Below are 17,390 nucleotides of genomic sequence, written 5' to 3' on the forward strand. Positions count from 1 at the left end.
TAGGTGTCGAGAATTTTTTCTTAACTTTTATGAAACAGGTTTTTCATGTCTGACAGACTGACCGGCTGCGTCTTCGGTTTTCCGAAAACGCGAAGGGCGGTTTCTGTTGACTGTTTTGTTTTCCGAAAGGATGAAATGATTCGGCAGGAACGAAAAATAAGGCCGGTTTCACTGACAGCGGCATCCGGGCGCTCCAGGGCCGGTGCGGACGTTCGCGGGCGGTGCATGCCGCAGGTATTTGACGGGAAAAATAGGAAACGGGCACGGGATAGCGAAATACGTTATGGCCGGACGATCATCATGACTGCTTTAATCAAGGCAAAAACACTTATTGAAGTAAGAATGAGTATACTATTGGTATCGTCAGTTGGGTCAAGCACGAAGCATGTTATGGAGGTCGTTGTATGACGAAATACCACTTTGTCGGAATCAAAGGTACCGGGATGAGTGCCCTGGCGCAGATTATGCAGGGCCTGCATCACGAAGTTCAGGGTTCCGACTATGAGAAGCGTTTTTTTACTCAGAAAGCGCTGGAAGATAAACACATCAAAATTCTGCCGTTCACTAAGGATAATATTGCATCCGACGAGGTTGTTATCGCCGGGAATGCTTTTCCGGATCAGCATGAAGAGATTGCTAAAGCACGGGAAATAGGTATCCCTGTGTATCGTTACTATGATTTTCTCGGCGATCTTGCCAAAAAGTACACAAGCATTGCCGTCACGGGGACGCATGGAAAAACATCCACGACCGGACTGCTGTCTTATGTCTTTGAAAAATTCGCTCCGGTTTCTTATTTGATCGGAGACGGAACAGGATCGGGGAACGAGAACAGCAAATATTTCATTTGGGAATCGTGCGAATATAAGCGCCATTTTCTGCATTCCGAACCGGATTACTGCATTATTACAAATATCGAATTCGATCATTCCGATTACTACAAGGATCTTGATGACGTTGTCAGTGCTTTTCAGGAACTTGCCCTGAAAGTTAAAAAAGCGATTTTCGCCTGCGGGGATAATGAGAAACTGCAGATGATCCAGTCAAATGTGCCGATCATTTATTACGGCTTCAATGAAGAAAATGATTTTCAGGCACGGAACGTTGACTTTCAGTCCGACGATAGCGGCACGTCGTTCGATGTCTATATACGCAACGATTTTTACGGGCACTTTAAGATCCGCGGTTACGGGAACCATAACGTCCTGAATGCGCTGGCCGTGATCTCTTTCTGTAATTATATGAATGTGCCGATTCAGCTTGTCACGGAACGGCTGGCTTCGTTTCACGGCGTCAAGCGGAGATTTTCGGAAACCGTTCTTTCGGACACGGATCAGGTGATGATTGACGATTATGCCCACCATCCGACCGAAATCCGCGTAACGATAGAAGCCGCGCGGGAGAAGTATCAGGACAGAAAGATTGTTGCTGTTTTCCAGCCGCATACGTATTCGCGAACCATGACGTTTATGGATGAATTTTCCGAAGCGCTGGGAACGGCGGACGAAGTCTATCTCTGTGATATTTTCGGTTCTGCCCGTGAAAAGAGCGGCAAGCTTTCCATCCACGATCTGCAGGACCGGATTCCCGGGTCGCACATTCTGCATAACAGCAATATCGAAGATTTGAAGCAGTACGGTCACAGCGTTCTCCTTTTCATGGGCGCCGGAGATATTCAAAAATATCAGAGCGAGTACATGAGAATTTTGAATTTATAATGCGATTCTGCAGTCCTCCTGCTTTTTTTCGACATTTTTACATGATAAAATGAAACATGAAACGCCGGTGAGATGGAAATGCACCGGTCGTCGGCCTTATTCGAGGTATAGAAACGTGTTTATTTATCAAACTAATAGCGAATCGATTAAAAGGAGGACATACGGTGATCATTATTTTATATTTAGCTGTTGCCGTAATCGCAGTTGCTTTTGCGGTGCTTGTTTATTTTCTTTCACAGACTCTTCGTTCCGCCCAGAAAACAATGGATGATGTCGCGTCGACTTTGGAGGATGTTCAGAATCAGATGAAAGGGCTGAATGAGGAGACAACGGAACTGCTGCATCGGACGAATTTACTGGCAACGGATGTCCAGAAAAAATCAGCGAATCTCAACAGCGTTTTTGATGCCATTCACGGTTTCGGCGAATCGTTGAACAATATCAATACTTCCGTTCAGAAAGTGACATCAAGCATCGAAAGCAGCGGAGAAGAAAATGCGGGCAAAGTTGCCCAGGCGGTTCAGTGGGGCAAGGCAGCCATCGATTTAATCCAACGCTGGAAGCATTCTAAAAAAAACGAATAAGGAGGGATGCCCGGTGAGTGTTTCGGCCAGACAATCGGGAAAGGGACGCTCTTTTTTATCCGGTGTCTTTCTCGGCAGTATTCTTGGTGCTGCGGTCATGTTCTTCATTGCATCTCCTTCCGGGAAAGAAGCGGTGCGGAGCATCGGGAAGGAAACCATTTCTCTGAAAGGAAAGGGTTCCGAATTTTTGAAGCTCGCAAAAAATAAATCCGTCAACTTGAAGCGGCCGTTTTCACGGGACGGAAGAACCGGAAGTGAAGAGAACGGCCGGATGATCCCGATTCCGAGGGATTACGTATAACGACTTGATTTTGCCGGCAGAGCGCTTATCATTCTGCCGGAAGGGTCTTTTTACGGCAGAAAAGCATAGCATTGCCGATGCCGTTCTGATACTATAAATGAAAGGCGTCAATTTATAGTGTTGGGGCAATTTTCGAGTGCCGAAAAATGAAAACGTTCTAGAGTGCGGACCGAAATTCGGATTGAATGGAGGTAAACGGTGGAAAATCGAGGAGGACGAGGGCAATGAGCGCAACAATTTATGATGTGGCAAGAGAAGCGGGAGTTTCGATGGCGACGGTTTCAAGGGTCGTGAATGGGAATCCGAACGTTAAACCGACGACGCGGAAAAAGGTGTCTGAAGCAATCAAAAGACTGGGATACCGTCCGAATGCCGTCGCCCGTGGCCTGGCGAGCAAAAAGACAACCACAGTCGGTGTGATTATTCCTGATATTTCGAGTGTCTTCTTTTCCGAACTTGCCCGCGGTATTGAAGATATTGCAACGATGTACAAATACAACATCATTCTCTGCAATTCTGATCAAAATAAGGACAAGGAAATTCGCCTGATTCAAACACTGCTTGGCAAACAGGTGGACGGCATTGTTTTTATGGGAGGAAAAATCGCGGCAGAGCACATTGAGGAGTTTAAACATTCCTCAGCCCCGGTTGTCCTTGCGGCGACGGTCGACGAAGGAAATCAGATCCCGTCGGTGAATATTGATTATGAACAGGCTGTTTTTGAAGCTGTGTCGCATCTGATTGAATCCGGGCACAGGGAGATCGGCTTTATTAACGGACCGATTGACGTGCCGATCAATGGAAAATACAAACTGAACGGCTACAAGCGGGCGCTGGCGGAGCACGGCATCCCCTTTAATGAAACGTTGCTGTCTGTAGGCGATTACACCTATGAATCCGGCAAGGAAGCGACGGAGCAGTTCTTGAAGCAGGAGGTGAAACCGACGGCCATTTTTGTAGACTCCGACGAAATGGCGATCGGCTCCATTCATGAAATTCAGGATGAGGGCAAAGAAGTGCCGGACGACATTGAAGTGATCAGTAGCGAGAATACGCGCCTTGTTCAGATGGTCCGCCCGACATTATCCAGCATCGCAGAACCTACATACGACATCGGAGCGGTGGCCATGCGACTGCTGACGAAAATAATGAATAACGAAAAAGTGGAGAGCTCCACGGTCGTCCTGCCGCATCATATCGATTTCCGCAATTCGACGAAATAAATTTGTCACAGATTTAAGAGAATAAAATAGAGGGCGTCTCATCAGGTGAATAGCCGGTGATGAGGCGCTCTCTTTCATTTCATATTATAAACATCAATCGATCAGAATCCGGCGCGTTCTTTCGCCCCGGATTCCCGGAAAATGATGACAAGGAGTGAGGCCGGCATCGGTGAAAGATTTCCACTGTAGCGGGAGCCTGCCATCGGATGATACGTCCTGCCCCTATAGTCGAAATGGACGGTTCAGATATGCAGGTGCCGCCGATGGGCCTCTTTTGAAGCCTTATTTCTGTATTTTCCCAAGCAGGGCGGGATCTGCGGACTGTAGATCCGTGAATGGGAAATAGGTGCTTAAAAAGTCCGGTTTAATTCTGAAGCCGCTGATCTGGCCGGGCTGTGTATGACTGGGGCTGTTTCCCTTGCCGGACGGGGAAGTGAAGGCCGGTTCCAGCGCTTCAATCGTCCGATTGGGCAGGTATTTTACATTCATCAGGTCCGTTTTTACGAAACCGGCTGCCTGGCACATCGGCGTGGCCTGTTCGTCCGTGATCCCGCAGAAAGTATGACGGACGATGCCCGGCGGCTGTTCGAAGCGCTTGGCCGGGTCCATGAGCTGCGGATCGATCTGATAGGCGCCGTTTGCGAAACCGGCCCACAGCTGCCGCGTCTGTGTGGAATAAGTGAGCGGGTTCATCGGTTCATTATGCGCATAGCCGTTCCAGACGCCGAGTGTCACGTTCGGATTGGAGGCGACAAGCCATGAGTCTCGCCAGTCCTGGGATGTTCCGGTTTTCCCTGCCCAGTCCGCCGAGAATTGCAGCGATCCGGGGAGCCTGGCGCCGGTTCCGTATTTCAGAACGTCCCGCATCATATCCACCATCAGGTAGCTTGTCTGCGGCGAGAAAACACGGACGGGCGCCGATTCGTGCCGATAGATAACATGGCCGCTGCCGTCGACGATTTTGTCAATCATGTAGGCATCAACAAACTGCCCGCCGTTCGCAAAAGTTGTAAAGGCATTCGTATTTTCCTCGACGGTGATTCCGCGGGCGATCCCTCCGAGGGCTGCGGATATATTGTAGCCGTCCGAACCGGCCAATGTCGTAATCCCCATTTTTTTCAGATAGTCGGGCGCCCGGCCTGTAACGCTGTTTAACCGCGTAAAGACACTGACGGCCGGAACGTTGTCCGATTGCGCAAGCGCCGCTCTGGCGGTCTCAAATCCATGATAAATCTGATGGGTCGCGGTTGATCCGTAATCCGTCGGCTGATAGACCTGCCCGTTAATCGTCCGCTTATAAGGCAGATCGGGAAGGATCGATCCCGGCTGGATCAGCCCGAGCTCCATGGCCGGCGCGTAGACAAGCAGCGGTTTCATCGTCGATCCGTTCTGCCGGGGCACATTCGTTGCATAATTGTACTCGGATTGCTGAAAGCTGCGTCCGCCCACGAAACTGATGATTCTCCCCGTTCGGTTTTCAATCAGGATGGAGCCGACCTGCATCGGATCTTTCACTGATCCGCTTTTTCCGGTCCGGCTGCTGCCGACCGTAACGATTTTGTCGGGGCTGTAACCCGTGTAATTTTGCGCGACATGCTGCATGCTGTCGTAGATCGGTTTATTGATCGTTGTGTAAATTTTGTAACCGCCTGTTGCCAGCCTGTGGGCAGCCGTCTGCAGCAGTCCGTTGAAGATTTTATAATGCCCGGTCAGCGTGCCCAGGTTTGTTCCGTGCAGCTTGGCGATCTCTTCGGCAGATTTGCTTCCATAGAGTTTTCTGCTGTATTCATATTCGACCTTTTGATAGGCCATGTAATCATTGTAAAGCGTATCGCCGTCGTAGCTTTCCTGCTGCGCCGCAAGCTTAGCCAGAATCGTCTGCGACCGGTCGGCCGCTTCCTTCATCAGATAAGGGTAATCAACGGCTGCCGACTTCTGCGGTTTCGCAAAATGGCTGCGGTAATCATAGTTCAGAGCTGCGTCCAGCTGGCTTTTACTGATATAACCCGTATCGTACATGCGCTGCAGCACCTCATGCGCCCGGCCGACGCCTGCAGTGATATCTGTCTTGACATCGCCCTGTTTGGTAAAGGGCGTATAGACAAAAGGGTCCTGCGGCAGGCCTGCGATAAAGGCGGCCTGCGCAATATCCAGTTTGTCGGCGGCCACGCCGAAAATACCTTCCGCTGCTGCTTCAGCTCCCGCAATGTTGCTGCCCGAACGGTCCCGGCCGAAAGTAGCAATATTCAGATAGTCTTCAAGAATCTGATCTTTTGAAAAAAATTTTTCAACACGCAGCGCCAGAAGAATTTCCTTGGCTTTTCGGGCAAAAGAAACTTCGCTGGTCAGAATTTGATTTTTTACAAGCTGCTGAGTAATCGAACTTCCGCCCGTCACCTGGGGTTCATTCAGCAATTGTTCGAAACTTGCCCGGATGACGGCTTTCGGTACAACCCCATGATGCTGATAGAAAAGTTCATCCTCTGTCGCAATCACGGCGTGAACCAGATTGGGGGATACATCTTTAAGTGCCGTTTTGGTACGGATCAGATCGCTGTTCATTTTGCCGATCGGAATATTTCCCGCGAAATAGCCAACGCTGCTTTCCGAGTAGTCGTTGATGTCCCGGCTCAGAGTTTTGAAATCGGGAACCGGCTGATTGCGGACCAATTCGGCAAAGTATCCGGAAACGGTGCCAATCGCGAAAAAAAAACCAATGAATAATACGGAAAGGAAAATCAGAAATGAATTCCAGATTCTATTTTCTACTGAAAGGATTGTCCGGATCATGGAGCTTTCTGCCCACTTTTCCGCCAACCGGTCGAAAAATCGGGAAAAATTATTGAAATGGGACGTCATGGCAAATCTCCTCTGACAATTGTTTGATCCTTAAAAGACAATAAAATTCTGAAGAAATTTAAAATGACCGGGCTCTTTAATATATTATCCTAAAATAAATTTCTTGAAAAGGGAAAAAAAGGGAACCCTATTCTAAAAAAGACGGATTCCGCTTGAGAAACAGGCCTGCCCCGAATGATGAAGCGATCCGCGCGATTTGTCCGCGGGGCTTGAAAGGGATCGATCGGATCCGGCTTCCGGTGCCGGTTCACAGCTCTTAAGGAAGTGCGAAGAGTCGAGCAGTCGGGGAAAAGCAAAATATGATATCTCTTTCGTTCATTTTCCTGCTGTACCGTCCAATGATGATCGACTTTTCCTGTAAACGTCAATCTCTCGAAAGACAAGAGCGTTTCTGCTATCAATCCCGGTGATGACCGATAAATGGCAGGCAACGACCGATTAAGGTAGTTCACGACCGATAAACCGCCTGTGCTGACCGATACCGCGAACAAGTTGACCGAAAAAACGGCCGGGATGACCGAATCCATCGCCCCAGACCGATAAGCGGTGCGCCGCCGACCGATTAATAGTGGCTCAAGACCGATAAACCGCCTGTGCTGACCGATAAACTCCCTGCCGCGACCGAAAAATCGTGCGTGCCGGCCGAAAAACTTGCCGCTCCGACCGAAAGACTCCCTGTCGCGACCGATAAACAGTGTGTGCTGACCGATGAACTCCCGTCAACGAGGCCCCGATTGATAAATCGCTGCGCCGACCGAAAGACTCCCTGCCGCGACCGAAAAACCGGGGGCGCCGCCTGATAATCTCCCGGCAACGAGGCCCCGATTGATAAATCGCCGCTCCGACCGAAAAATCGTGCGTGCCGACCGAAAAATTCCCTGTCGCGACCGAAAAACTGTGCGTGCCGACCGAAAGACTCCCTGCCGCGACCGAAAAACTTGCCTCGCTGACCGAAAGACTCTCTGCCGCGACCGAAAAACTTGCTTCGCTGACCGAAAGACTCTCTGCCGCGACCGAAAAACTTGCTTCGCTGACCGATAAGACTCCCTGCCGCGACCGAAAAACTTGCCACGCCGACCGAAAAATTCCCTGTCGCGACCGATAAACAGTGCGTGCCGACCGATAAGACTCCGGCAACGAGGCCCCGATTAATAAATCGCCGCTCCGACCGAAAGACTCCCCGCCGCGGCCGAAAAACTTGCCGCTCCGACCGAAAGACTTGCTGCGCCGACCGAAAAATCGTGCGTGCTGACCGATGAACTCCCGGCAACGAGGCCCCGATCGATAAATCGCTGCTCCGACCGAAAAACTTGCTTCGCTGACCGAAAGACTCTCTGCCGCGACCGAAAAACTTGCTTCGCTGACCGAAAGACTCTCTGCCGCGACCGAAAAACTTGCTTCGCTGACCGATAAGACTCCCCGCCGCGACCGAAAAACTTGCCACGCCGACCGAAAGACTTGCCACGCCGACCGAAAAATTCCCTGCCGCGACCGATAAACAGTGCGTGCTGACCGATAACCTCCCGGCAACGAGGCCCCGATTGATAAATCGCCGCTCCGACCGAAAAATCGTGCGTGCCGACCGAAAGACTCCCTGCCGCGACCGAAAAACTTGCCACGCCGACCGAAAAATTCCCTGTCGCGACCGATAAACAGTGCGTGCCAGCCGATAAACTCCCGGCAACGAGGCCCCGATTAATAAATCGCCGCTCCGACCGAAAAACTTGCTTCGCTGACCGAAAGACTCCCCGCCGCGGCCGAAAAACCGGGGGCGCCGCCTGATAATCTCCCAGCAACGAGGCCCCGATCGATAAATCGCTGCTCCGACCGAAAAACTTGCTTCGCTGACCGAAAGACTCTCTGCCGCGACCGAAAAACTTGTTTCGCTGACCGATAAGACTCCGACCGCGGTTGATTGTCCGGCGCGGACAGGCGCTGATATTGAGCAAACAGTCCGATCTTTTTCTTTGGTCTGCCGCGGATTTCAGTAAATCATGGTTAAAATCGTCGATAAATGCAGGATATAAGCAGTAAAAAGCAAAATATCAGCAGTAACCGGCATAATATCGCCATTAATGTGCTTAAAATCAACGGTAACGCCTAAATAATTGATCGTAAATGGAACGGAATCAATAGGTGCGAATAATCAGAACAGAGAACTTGTTCCTGATTCTCTCTCTTTTTCGGAGAAATCAATAATTGTTTGTATCAGCATTCAAAAGAATAGATCGGCGCTCGCGCCAAGCCGTCGCTTTAGGGAGGAATCGACGGCGTGTTCTCGCAGAGGGTCTGATTGGATACATGAGCTGAGAGGATGACCATTAAACACAAAAAAGAACCGAAGAGAATTTTCATACGAAATGAAAATCTTCTCCGGTTCTTCGCCTTTCCCTGCGGAAAGCATCCATTCATTGTTTATTTTGAATAGAATTCGACGATCATGGCTTCGGTAATTTCTGCAGGCAATTCTGAACGCTCGGGCAGGCGCGTATAGGTACCTTCTAAAGTGTTCGGGTCAAAGGTCAGGTATTCGGGAACAAACGTATTTGTTTCCAGTGCATCTTTGATAACAATAAGATTCCGCGACTTTTCTCTGACACCGATCGTTTCTCCCGGCTTTACGCGGTAGGAAGGGATATCGACGCGATGTCCGTTCACCGTAATGTGGCCATGATTGACGAGCTGGCGCGATTGTCTGCGCGTACGTGCCAGACCGAGACGGTAAACGAGATTATCAAGACGGGATTCAAGCAGGATCATGAAGTTTTCGCCGTGGACGCCCTTCATTTTTGCTGCATCGTCGAATGTACGGCGGAATTGACGTTCATTCAAACCGTACATAAAACGCAGTTTTTGCTTTTCCTGTTGTTGAAGGCCGTATTCAGATAGTTTGATACGCTGAGAAGGACCGTGCTGTCCCGGAGCATACGGACGTCTCTCGAGTTCTTTTCCCGTTCCGCTGAGCGAAATGCCCAGACGCCGTGATTTTTTCCATACAGGACCAGTATAACGAGCCATAGAGATGACTCCTCCTTTGTCATTTTAATGGCATAAAATGACACCTCGCAAACACTTCCAATGCTATTTTGCTATCTTGCACGTTCGCCCAGGCAGTCTAGGTTACGCAGTACACCTCGGAAAGAGGAACAAAATAGAAGAAACGGACATTGGATGCTTGACGATGCTGCCTCATTTTACACGAAGAAAATTATACATTTTTTATTTGCCTGTTGTCAAGAAGAAGTGTGGGCCGCGGGCCGGATGACAGCGCCATTTCCGTTTTGAAGATCCGTATCCCCGTCCGTTTCAGAGATATTGGACGAGCGTTTCCGCAAATGCTTCAAGAAACTGCTGATCTTCTTCTGAAAAGCGGTCGGGAACCGGACTGTCAATATCCAGCACGCCGATTAAACTATTTCCTTTTAACAGCGGGACGACAATTTCCGAGCGCGAGGCCGCGTCGCAGGCAATGTGGCCCGGAAAGTCATGGACATCTCTGACGCGGACGATTTCTTTTCGCTCGGCAGCAGTTCCGCATACACCCTTGCCGACGGGAATCCGGATGCAGGCCGTTTTTCCCTGAAAGGGCCCGAGAACGAGTTCATGTTTTTCAAGCAAGTAAAACCCGGCCCAGTTGATATCGTCCAGATATTGATTGAGCAGTGCCGATGCATTGGCCAGATTGGCAATCCGGTTCGGCTCGTCGCCAATCAGTGCTTCGAGAGCATTGATCATCGTCTTATTGACAGAATTCATAATTTTCACCTTCGGTTTTTCAAGGGAGTACTCTCATTTTATCAGATCAGGTCGAAAGTTTCATCGGAAAAGTCGAACGATTTTTGCAGGGTAGACGCTTGATGAAGAGAAGGCTTATATTAGTGACATTGGATGCAGTCATTCTGAAGGGATGTGGAAGAATGCTGACGAGACATGCGAATCCGGCCAGTGGAAGAAGCACGCGCGAGGCCGTCATTCATTCGGCGCTGAAATTATTTAATATGGGCGGCTATGACGGCACTTCCGTGCGCGCCATTGCAGCGGACGCGGGTGTAAATATTGCTTTGGTTTCTTATTATTTCGGCGGAAAACAGGGGCTTCTGGAATATCTTATGGCCTCTTTTTTTGAAGGGTACTTAAACAATCTGGAGAAAGCGGAGCATGAGGCGCAGGACGCGGGAAAACCGCCGGATGAGTGTCTCGTCTCTGTTGCGGATGCACTGATCGGCTATCAGCAGCAATCTCTTTATTTGTCCCGCTTTGTCCATCGGGAGATGACGCTGGACAATCAGCTTGTCCGTGAATTGATGGCCAGTTATCTGATGAAGGAAAAGTTTCTGCTGACCCGGCTCTTTGAGAAAGCGGCTCCGGAATTAAAATTTGATCCGATGTCGGCCGACTTCGCGCTTTTGCAGTATCGGGACATGATCATGATGCCCTTTCTTCAGCCCCAGTTTCTTAGAAAAGTTTTTTATCTGCAGCCCGGTGAACCATCTTTCCGCATGAATTATCTGCGTTATATCAAAAGGTGGGTGGAGCGGCTCGCCGGCCGTCCTGTCGGAAATCTGAAATAAGCCGTGTCATCGGAGGAGGTGGGGGAAGGCGCTGCGTGTTTTTTACTGTCAGGCGCCGATTGTGGCAGGAAACGGGATTTTCACAAGATGCGGGGGCAGACCCGGCCCCTGTCCGATTCGTTATCGACGAACCGGAAGCAGGGCGGAATGGCGCCGAAACGGATCTATGCGGGCGAACCGGTCAGAATTTCTGCAGAACTGGCCGGCTTTTTTGTGCCCCGGATCGGTGACGGGGAGGTCCGGCGCAGAGAAGAGCCGCCGGTTTCCCCGGAAAAGCACGGCAGCATTCAGGCGAAGACGGCCGTTCGGCCGATCATATTTAAATGCCGTCTTCCATTTGTCGAAGAATACATAGAGGCCGGGACCGTTTGTGCGGTGCCGGCGATTTTCCGACTTCCCGGCTGCTAAAAATCGACGCATTCTTTCATTTTTTAATCTTATTGCGCCTTTTTTTGATACAATATAGAGTAGCTGAGTGTGAATGGGTTACATGCGAGAATGGGGGAAATTCCGTATGCTTTATGTGATAATCGGCCTTATTTTAATTGGCGTCATTGTGATCGTCTACGGTGCATGGATGCGAAAAAAAATGTACGGCGAAATTGATCGTATCGAGACGTGGAGAGTAGAACTGATGAATCGGCCCGTCGCGAAAGAGATAGCGAAAGTGAAAAAGTTGAAAATGGTCGGCGATACAGAGAAAAAGTTTGAAAAATCGCGATCGGACTGGGACAGGATCATTACCGCGGAATTGCCGGCGATTGAGGAGACTCTTTTTAACGCGGAAGAGCTGACCGATAAATATCGCTTTAAAAAAGCGGAAAAACTGATTAAAGCGCTTGAGGAGAAAAGAAAAGGAATTGAGGAAACGATCGATCACATGCTTCATGATCTGAATGTCGTTGTGGACAGCGAGAGCAGGAACCGCAAAGACGTGATACCGATCAAGGAAAGCTATCATCAGATCAAAAAAAATATGATTACCCAGCGCAATCAGTTCAGGCAGGCGCTGCCGTTTCTGGAAAAATCCGTTCGGGAAATCGATGAACAGTTTAAAAAATATGAAGAAGAAAGCGATCAGGGGAACTACGTAGAAGCGCGTGAAATTCTTCTGAACGTCAAGAAATCGGTCGTTAGTGCCCAGATGCGGATTGAACGCATTCCGGGACTGTTTGAAGATCTCCAGCGGACGATCCCGAATCAGCTGAAGGAACTGAGGCAGGGCAAAAAAGAAATGACGGAACAGGGCTATGCCCTTGATTATCTGCAGCTCGATTCGCAGACTGAAGAGATGGAAAAACAGCTGCACGTGCTTTCGGAGGCCGTCGCCAAAATGGAGCTGGATGAAGCACAGGAAGGCTGCAAGGGCATTCACGATCAGCTGGACTGGCTGTATGCCCAGCTTGAAAAAGAAGTGCTGAGCAGGCAGCAGCTCCATGATCTGGCGCCCAGTATTGAGAAGAGGCTGGACCGTGTAGGAGGCAAGATAAAAGAGCTGGCCGATGAGACAGAAACCGTCAGAGACAGTTATCATATTGACGTCGAGGATCTGAAAGCGCGCCGCGACATAGGCCAGGCTTATCAAAAACTGGAGGGCAGCTTTGTTGAAACGCGCGAGGTTCTGAACAATCATACGGAAGCCTTCAGCTCGATCATTGAAAAACTTGAGAAGATGCGCGCGGATATTGAGCAGGTCGAGTCTCTTGCGGATGAATTCGGCAGGAAGATTAAGGCTCTGCGCAAGGATGAACTGGCGGCCAGAGAAACCATCCAGAAATTGAAACACACGCTTTTTGAGTCCAAAAGGATCCTCCGGCAAAGCAATCTGCCGGGTGTGCCCGCTTCATTTTCCGATGCGCTTGCCGAAGCGGGGAATTTGCTGAAGGCCGTGAATCTCAAGCTCGATGAAAAACCGCTGGATATGGCGGGTGTCCGCAGTGCACTGAGCCAGGCTCAGGAAAAGGTCGACGATGTCCGCGGCCGGGCGGACCGGCTGGTGGAAACGGCCGCCCTGGCGGAAGAAATGATCCGTTACGGCAACCGTTATCGCAGCGAGTATGAGGAAATCGACCGGGAACTGAAAACGGCGGAAAAACTGTTCAGAGACTTTGATTATCAGGCGGCCGTTGAGACGGCTGTTCGGGCGATTGAGAAAAAAGAACCCAAGATTCTGAAAAGAATGGATCTGTATCAGGATCAGGAACGGCAAATGTGATTGAAACGGCGTTCTTTTATATTTTTCCCCCTGTTTCGGCCTGATTCCGCGTCCCGCGGATCGGGCCGCCGTTTTTTTATCGCGTTCCGATTGCCGTTTCGTCGACAGCCGGAACATCACATGTTAAGATTCAGATAAAGCGGTAAGAATTGAGATGAGAAATAAAAACGATTCTGCCCGTTTCTAATCGAAATGGGCCGTTGCAGGCCATCTGAAAGGAGCTTATAAACAAATCAATGATTTATCTTGATAACAGCGCAACAACCAAGCCTTATGCCGAAGCAATGGATACGTACCGGACGGTGGCCGAGCAATTTTTTGCCAATCCGTCTTCGCTTCATAAACTGGGCGGGAAAAGCGAAGCCCTGCTGTCGCGCTCGCGCGAACAAGCTGCCTCGCTGCTCGGCGTCGATAAAAAAGAGATTGTGTTCACTTCGGGAGGTACGGAAGGCAACAATCTTGCTATAAAAGGAGCGGCGCTCGCCTACCGCGGCCGCGGCCGCCATCTGATCACGACATCTGTTGAGCATGCTTCTGCCCTCAATGCGTTCGGACAGTTGGAAAATCTCGGCTTCGAGGTGACCTATCTGCCCGTGGATCACGAGGGCCGGGTATCTTTTGATGATTTTAAAAGGGCATACCGCGAAGACACGATTCTTGTTTCCGTCATGCACGTCAACAACGAAGTCGGGACGATTCAGCCGATCCGGGAAATCGGAGAATTTCTGAAGGCACGCCCGACAACGGTTTTCCATGTGGATCATGTCCAGGGGTTTGCCAAGGTGCCGCTTCGGCTGGCGGAGAGCGGCATTGATTTATGCACGATTTCCGGCCATAAGTTTCACGGTCCGAAAGGGACGGGAATCCTTTACGTCCGCAACGGCACGCTGCTTGATCCTCTTTTCGCCGGAGGCGGCCAGGAAAATCAGCGAAGGTCCGGAACGGAAAATCTTCCGGGAATCTGCGGGATGGTCAGGGCGCTCAGGATGACTCTTGAGCGCGAAAATGAAGGGATTCTTCACCTGACCGCTCTGCAGAAGAGGCTTCGCGACGGACTGCCGCAGATCGGCGGGACAGTGATTCACACGCCGCAGAGCGGTGCGGCGCCTCATATTGTCAATGTCTCATTAAAGGGAATCAAGGCCGAAGTGCTGGTTCATGCTCTTGAAGAAAACGATATTTTTGTCTCTACGAAATCGGCGTGCTCCTCAAAAGATGATGAAGCAAGCGGCGTTCTTCTGGCAATGGGCGTACCCGAAGACGAAGCAAAAGAAGCGATACGGATCAGCACGGCTTTTGAAACGACAGCGGAGGAAATCGACGCTTTCCTTTCGGCACTCGCCGTTCAGACACGACAATTGAAAAGAGTAATGGGGTGAAACAGATGGTTTATGATTATTTGATCATCCGTTTCGGGGAAATTGCTATCAAGGGAAAGAATAAGAAAGCATTTGTCATGAAACTTGAGGATGATGTACGCGGGAAATTGAGCCGCTTTCCCCGTCTTTATATAAAACGGCATTTTGATGATATTGAAATTCAGTTGAACGGGGAAGACGCCGATCAAATCATTCCCATTCTTCAAAGAATCTTCGGCATCCAGAATATCTCTTCGGCAATTAAAGTCGGAAACGATCTGGATGCGATGCACAGCGGCGCGCTGCGCATCGCCGAGCAGGAAGAAGGCGTGAAAACATTTAAGATCGCCGCGCGCAGGAAGGACAAGCGATTTCCCGTTCACGGCAGCGAGCTGAACCGGGATCTGGGCGCATGGCTGCTGAAGCATTGTCCTCATCTTAGCGTCGATGTCCATCACCCGGATCTGATCCTGCGCGTGGAAGTCGGCTATCATGAAACCCGGATCTACGGGCATGAGTACAAAGGGGCGGGCGGCCTTCCGGTAGGCGCCAGCGGAAAAGTGCTGCTGATGCTGTCGGGAGGCATCGACAGTCCCGTCGCCGGCTATCTTCTGGCCAAACGGGGGGCGCTGATCGAGGCGATCCATTTTCAGAGCCCGCCTTATACGAGTGACCGCGCCAGACAGAAAGTGATCGATCTGTCAAAAAAGCTGCAGTCGTTCGGAGGGAGCGTGCGCCTGCACCTTGTGCCCTTCACTCGGGCACAGGTTGCGATCCGGGATGCCGTTCCGGAGGATTACCGTATTACGATCATGAGACGGCTGATGTTCCGGATTGCGGAAAAAGCAGCGGCAGAGAGCGGTGCCCTGGCTATTGCGACCGGGGAAAGTCTCGGCCAGGTTGCCAGCCAGACACTGGAAAGTATCAATACCATTAATCAAGTGACCGATCTTCCGGTTTTAAGGCCGTTAATTACGATGGATAAGCTGGATATTGCTGCTATTGCCAAGCAAATTGATACGTATGAAATATCCATCCGTCCCTATGAAGACTGCTGCACGATTTTCCTGCCCAAAGCCCCGAGGACGCGTCCGGACAGATTCCATGCAGGCCGTTTTGAACGCTCGTTAGACATGGAAGATCTGGTGAATGAAGCGGTCCGGGGGATTGAAACGCTGACTTTTGAAAGTAGCGAAAGTGAGGATGCATTCAGCGGACTGCTCTGACCGGCTGTTTCAAAGCTTCTCATTTCTTCACCTTGTGCGATTTGCAATAATTACCACCGATCCTTGTGAATGCGGGAAATGGGGCCTGCACATGATAAGGGCACAAGGAGGTGAGAAACATGGCTGAAAATAACAGCAACAAGGTTCTCGTGCCGGGCGCAGAGCAGGCACTGGAACAAATGAAAATGGAAATTGCTTCCGAATTTGGTGTGCAATTAGGCCCCGATACGACTTCGCGCGCCAATGGTTCCGTTGGTGGTGAAATCACGAAGCGTCTCGTAGCGACTGCACAGCAGCAGCTCGGCGGAAAAGCGTTTTAATGAAAAAACGATCGTTTAAAGGGCGGCTCAGGCCGCCCTTTTTCTTATGGACTTTAGTCCGTTGAGTACGCGTAGCGTGCGAAACATAAAACCCCCTGCTATGCGGGGGGAGTACCCAGACCGTTATACAAAAAATTCTTCCCTTCGATAGAATATAGGTGTTCAGGCTATATTGCTAAAAGAAGGGAAGAACAGAATGGCTAATCAAACAAATAGTTTAGCCCATACAAAATGGTTGGGCAAATATCAGATCGTATTCACACCGAAGTATAGACGAAAAATAATCTACAATCAATATCGGGCCAGCATTCAGGAGATCATCCGACACCTTTGCCGATACAAGGGTGTTGAAATCCTTGAAGGACACATGATGCCCGATCACGTTCACCTGCTTTTAAGCATACCACCCAAGATGAGCGTGTCCAGTTTCATGGGCTATCTGAAAGGGAAAAGCGCACTGATGATGTTTGACAAGCATGCAAACTTGAAATACAAATTTGGGAATCGACATTTTTGGGCCGAAGGATACTACGTAAGTACAGTAGGACTCAATGAAGCAACCATTCGAAAGTATATTCAGGATCAGGAGAAACACGATATCGCACTAGATAAATTAAGTGTCCGGGAATATGAGGACCCCTTTAGAGGTCGCTGAGTGGTACAAACACCCATTTATGGGTGGGCAAAAGAGGCAAAGGCAATATGGCCTGAACAAAGTGAAGGCCAGCGTCTTGAGACGCTGGTCGGCAATCCAAGGCTTATAGCCTTAGAGCAAACCACCCTTTTGAAGGGTGGTTTTGATTGTGGGGAAAATTTTTAAAAGGGAAACAACTCTACTTGACTTATGGTGAACTTTCATCTAAAATACACATAACATGCTTTACCATACTAGTGAAGTAAAGCAAAACAACCGGAGGTTATTGACTGACGGGTTGCAGTTTAAACGGAACCTGAAGGAAGAAGGCTTTCTTCCCTTTTATTTGGATAAACAAAAGAAAGAGAAAAGCTGCAGAGA

At 49.9% G+C, this 17,390-nt stretch carries 17 protein-coding genes; 13 read left to right on the forward strand and 4 right to left on the reverse strand.

What is annotated here, in order from left to right:
• Positions 1-45 precede the first annotated feature (45 nt).
• The 5 genes from OYT88_RS13160 (at position 46) to ccpA (ending at position 3,826) form a co-directional block, all read left to right on the forward strand.
• On the forward strand, positions 46-408 hold the full coding sequence (locus tag OYT88_RS13160) for a hypothetical protein (protein ID WP_274400640.1): 363 nt from the start codon (positions 46-48) through the stop codon (positions 406-408).
• The gene (murC, locus tag OYT88_RS13165) at positions 405-1,718 is read left to right on the forward strand and encodes a UDP-N-acetylmuramate--L-alanine ligase (protein ID WP_274400641.1); all 1,314 of its coding nucleotides are present in this window, start codon (positions 405-407) and stop codon (positions 1,716-1,718) included. The genes OYT88_RS13160 and murC overlap by 4 nt, the downstream gene beginning before the upstream one ends.
• A 164-nt stretch (positions 1,719-1,882) precedes the next feature.
• Positions 1,883-2,302, forward strand: a complete 420-nt coding sequence (locus tag OYT88_RS13170) for a DUF948 domain-containing protein (protein WP_274400642.1) — start codon at positions 1,883-1,885, stop codon at positions 2,300-2,302.
• 13 nt (positions 2,303-2,315) lie between these two features.
• Positions 2,316-2,603 carry a hypothetical protein gene (locus tag OYT88_RS13175; RefSeq protein WP_274400643.1) on the forward strand — a complete coding sequence of 96 codons (288 nt, stop codon included), beginning with the start codon at positions 2,316-2,318 and terminating at the stop codon, positions 2,601-2,603.
• Positions 2,604-2,827: 224 nt separating this feature from the next.
• Entirely contained in the window at positions 2,828-3,826 is a 999-nt protein-coding gene (gene ccpA / locus OYT88_RS13180; RefSeq protein WP_274400644.1) for a catabolite control protein A, read from the forward strand.
• Positions 3,827-4,108: 282 nt separating this feature from the next.
• On the opposite strand, the gene OYT88_RS13185 is transcribed toward ccpA, so the two are convergent.
• The 4 genes from OYT88_RS13185 to msrC all read right to left on the reverse strand — a co-directional run bounded on the left by OYT88_RS13185 (position 4,109) and on the right by msrC (position 10,441).
• Positions 4,109-6,616 (reverse strand): transglycosylase domain-containing protein, encoded by a 2,508-nt coding sequence (locus tag OYT88_RS13185; RefSeq protein WP_274400646.1) that lies wholly within the window; start codon positions 6,614-6,616, stop codon positions 4,109-4,111.
• A 631-nt stretch (positions 6,617-7,247) separates the two neighbouring features.
• Positions 7,248-8,369, reverse strand: a complete 1,122-nt coding sequence (locus OYT88_RS13190; protein ID WP_274400648.1) for a hypothetical protein — start codon at positions 8,367-8,369, stop codon at positions 7,248-7,250.
• A 731-nt stretch (positions 8,370-9,100) separates the two neighbouring features.
• Positions 9,101-9,703 (reverse strand): 30S ribosomal protein S4, encoded by a 603-nt coding sequence (rpsD, locus tag OYT88_RS13195; RefSeq protein WP_274400649.1) that lies wholly within the window; start codon positions 9,701-9,703, stop codon positions 9,101-9,103.
• Between the two features lie 288 nt (positions 9,704-9,991).
• Positions 9,992-10,441, reverse strand: coding sequence for a free L-methionine (R)-S-oxide reductase MsrC (msrC, locus tag OYT88_RS13200; protein ID WP_274400651.1), 450 nt, complete (start codon positions 10,439-10,441; stop codon positions 9,992-9,994).
• Positions 10,442-10,542: 101 nt separating this feature from the next.
• Between msrC and refZ the strand changes: the two genes are divergently transcribed.
• The 8 genes from refZ (at position 10,543) to OYT88_RS13240 (ending at position 17,195) form a co-directional block, all read left to right on the forward strand.
• Positions 10,543-11,256 (forward strand): forespore capture DNA-binding protein RefZ, encoded by a 714-nt coding sequence (refZ, locus tag OYT88_RS13205; RefSeq protein WP_274400652.1) that lies wholly within the window; start codon positions 10,543-10,545, stop codon positions 11,254-11,256.
• A gap of 87 nt (positions 11,257-11,343) precedes the next feature.
• A complete protein-coding gene (locus OYT88_RS13210; protein ID WP_274400653.1) occupies positions 11,344-11,664 on the forward strand; it encodes a hypothetical protein in 321 nt (106 codons plus the stop codon).
• 106 nt (positions 11,665-11,770) lie between these two features.
• Complete coding sequence (gene ezrA / locus OYT88_RS13215; protein WP_274400654.1) at positions 11,771-13,471, forward strand: septation ring formation regulator EzrA; 1,701 nt, start codon at positions 11,771-11,773, stop codon at positions 13,469-13,471.
• A 236-nt stretch (positions 13,472-13,707) separates the two neighbouring features.
• Positions 13,708-14,850: a cysteine desulfurase family protein gene (locus OYT88_RS13220; RefSeq protein WP_274400655.1), complete on the forward strand. Its 1,143-nt coding sequence runs from the start codon at positions 13,708-13,710 to the stop codon at positions 14,848-14,850.
• 5 nt (positions 14,851-14,855) lie between these two features.
• Complete coding sequence (gene thiI, locus OYT88_RS13225) at positions 14,856-16,055, forward strand: tRNA uracil 4-sulfurtransferase ThiI (RefSeq protein WP_274400656.1); 1,200 nt, start codon at positions 14,856-14,858, stop codon at positions 16,053-16,055.
• Between the two features lie 119 nt (positions 16,056-16,174).
• Positions 16,175-16,375 (forward strand): alpha/beta-type small acid-soluble spore protein, encoded by a 201-nt coding sequence (locus OYT88_RS13230; RefSeq protein WP_274400657.1) that lies wholly within the window; start codon positions 16,175-16,177, stop codon positions 16,373-16,375.
• Between the two features lie 196 nt (positions 16,376-16,571).
• Positions 16,572-17,030, forward strand: a complete 459-nt coding sequence (gene tnpA, locus OYT88_RS13235) for an IS200/IS605 family transposase (RefSeq protein ID WP_274400658.1) — start codon at positions 16,572-16,574, stop codon at positions 17,028-17,030.
• Entirely contained in the window at positions 17,031-17,195 is a 165-nt protein-coding gene (locus OYT88_RS13240; RefSeq protein WP_274400660.1) for a hypothetical protein, read from the forward strand. It begins immediately after the preceding gene.
• Positions 17,196-17,390: the final 195 nt, after the last annotated feature.

This window comes from Sporolactobacillus sp. CQH2019, from assembly GCF_028765345.1.
Taxonomy (GTDB): domain Bacteria; phylum Bacillota; class Bacilli; order Bacillales; family Sporolactobacillaceae; genus Sporolactobacillus.

Excerpts from the sequence above, each read along its gene's own strand:
- OYT88_RS13160 (WP_274400640.1), top strand. The coding sequence starts at position 46 with ATGTCTGACAGACTGACCGGCTGCGTCTTCGGTTTTCCGAAAACGCGA.
- murC (WP_274400641.1), top strand. The coding sequence starts at position 405 with ATGACGAAATACCACTTTGTCGGAATCAAAGGTACCGGGATGAGTGCC.
- ccpA (WP_274400644.1), top strand. The coding sequence starts at position 2,828 with ATGAGCGCAACAATTTATGATGTGGCAAGAGAAGCGGGAGTTTCGATG.
- OYT88_RS13185 (WP_274400646.1), bottom strand. The coding sequence starts at position 6,616 with ATGATCCGGACAATCCTTTCAGTAGAAAATAGAATCTGGAATTCATTT.
- rpsD (WP_274400649.1), bottom strand. The coding sequence starts at position 9,703 with ATGGCTCGTTATACTGGTCCTGTATGGAAAAAATCACGGCGTCTGGGC.
- msrC (WP_274400651.1), bottom strand. The coding sequence starts at position 10,441 with ATGAATTCTGTCAATAAGACGATGATCAATGCTCTCGAAGCACTGATT.
- refZ (WP_274400652.1), top strand. The coding sequence starts at position 10,543 with ATGAAGAGAAGGCTTATATTAGTGACATTGGATGCAGTCATTCTGAAG.
- OYT88_RS13210 (WP_274400653.1), top strand. The coding sequence starts at position 11,344 with ATGCGGGGGCAGACCCGGCCCCTGTCCGATTCGTTATCGACGAACCGG.
- ezrA (WP_274400654.1), top strand. The coding sequence starts at position 11,771 with ATGCTTTATGTGATAATCGGCCTTATTTTAATTGGCGTCATTGTGATC.
- OYT88_RS13220 (WP_274400655.1), top strand. The coding sequence starts at position 13,708 with ATGATTTATCTTGATAACAGCGCAACAACCAAGCCTTATGCCGAAGCA.
- thiI (WP_274400656.1), top strand. The coding sequence starts at position 14,856 with ATGGTTTATGATTATTTGATCATCCGTTTCGGGGAAATTGCTATCAAG.
- OYT88_RS13230 (WP_274400657.1), top strand. The coding sequence starts at position 16,175 with ATGGCTGAAAATAACAGCAACAAGGTTCTCGTGCCGGGCGCAGAGCAG.
- tnpA (WP_274400658.1), top strand. The coding sequence starts at position 16,572 with ATGGCTAATCAAACAAATAGTTTAGCCCATACAAAATGGTTGGGCAAA.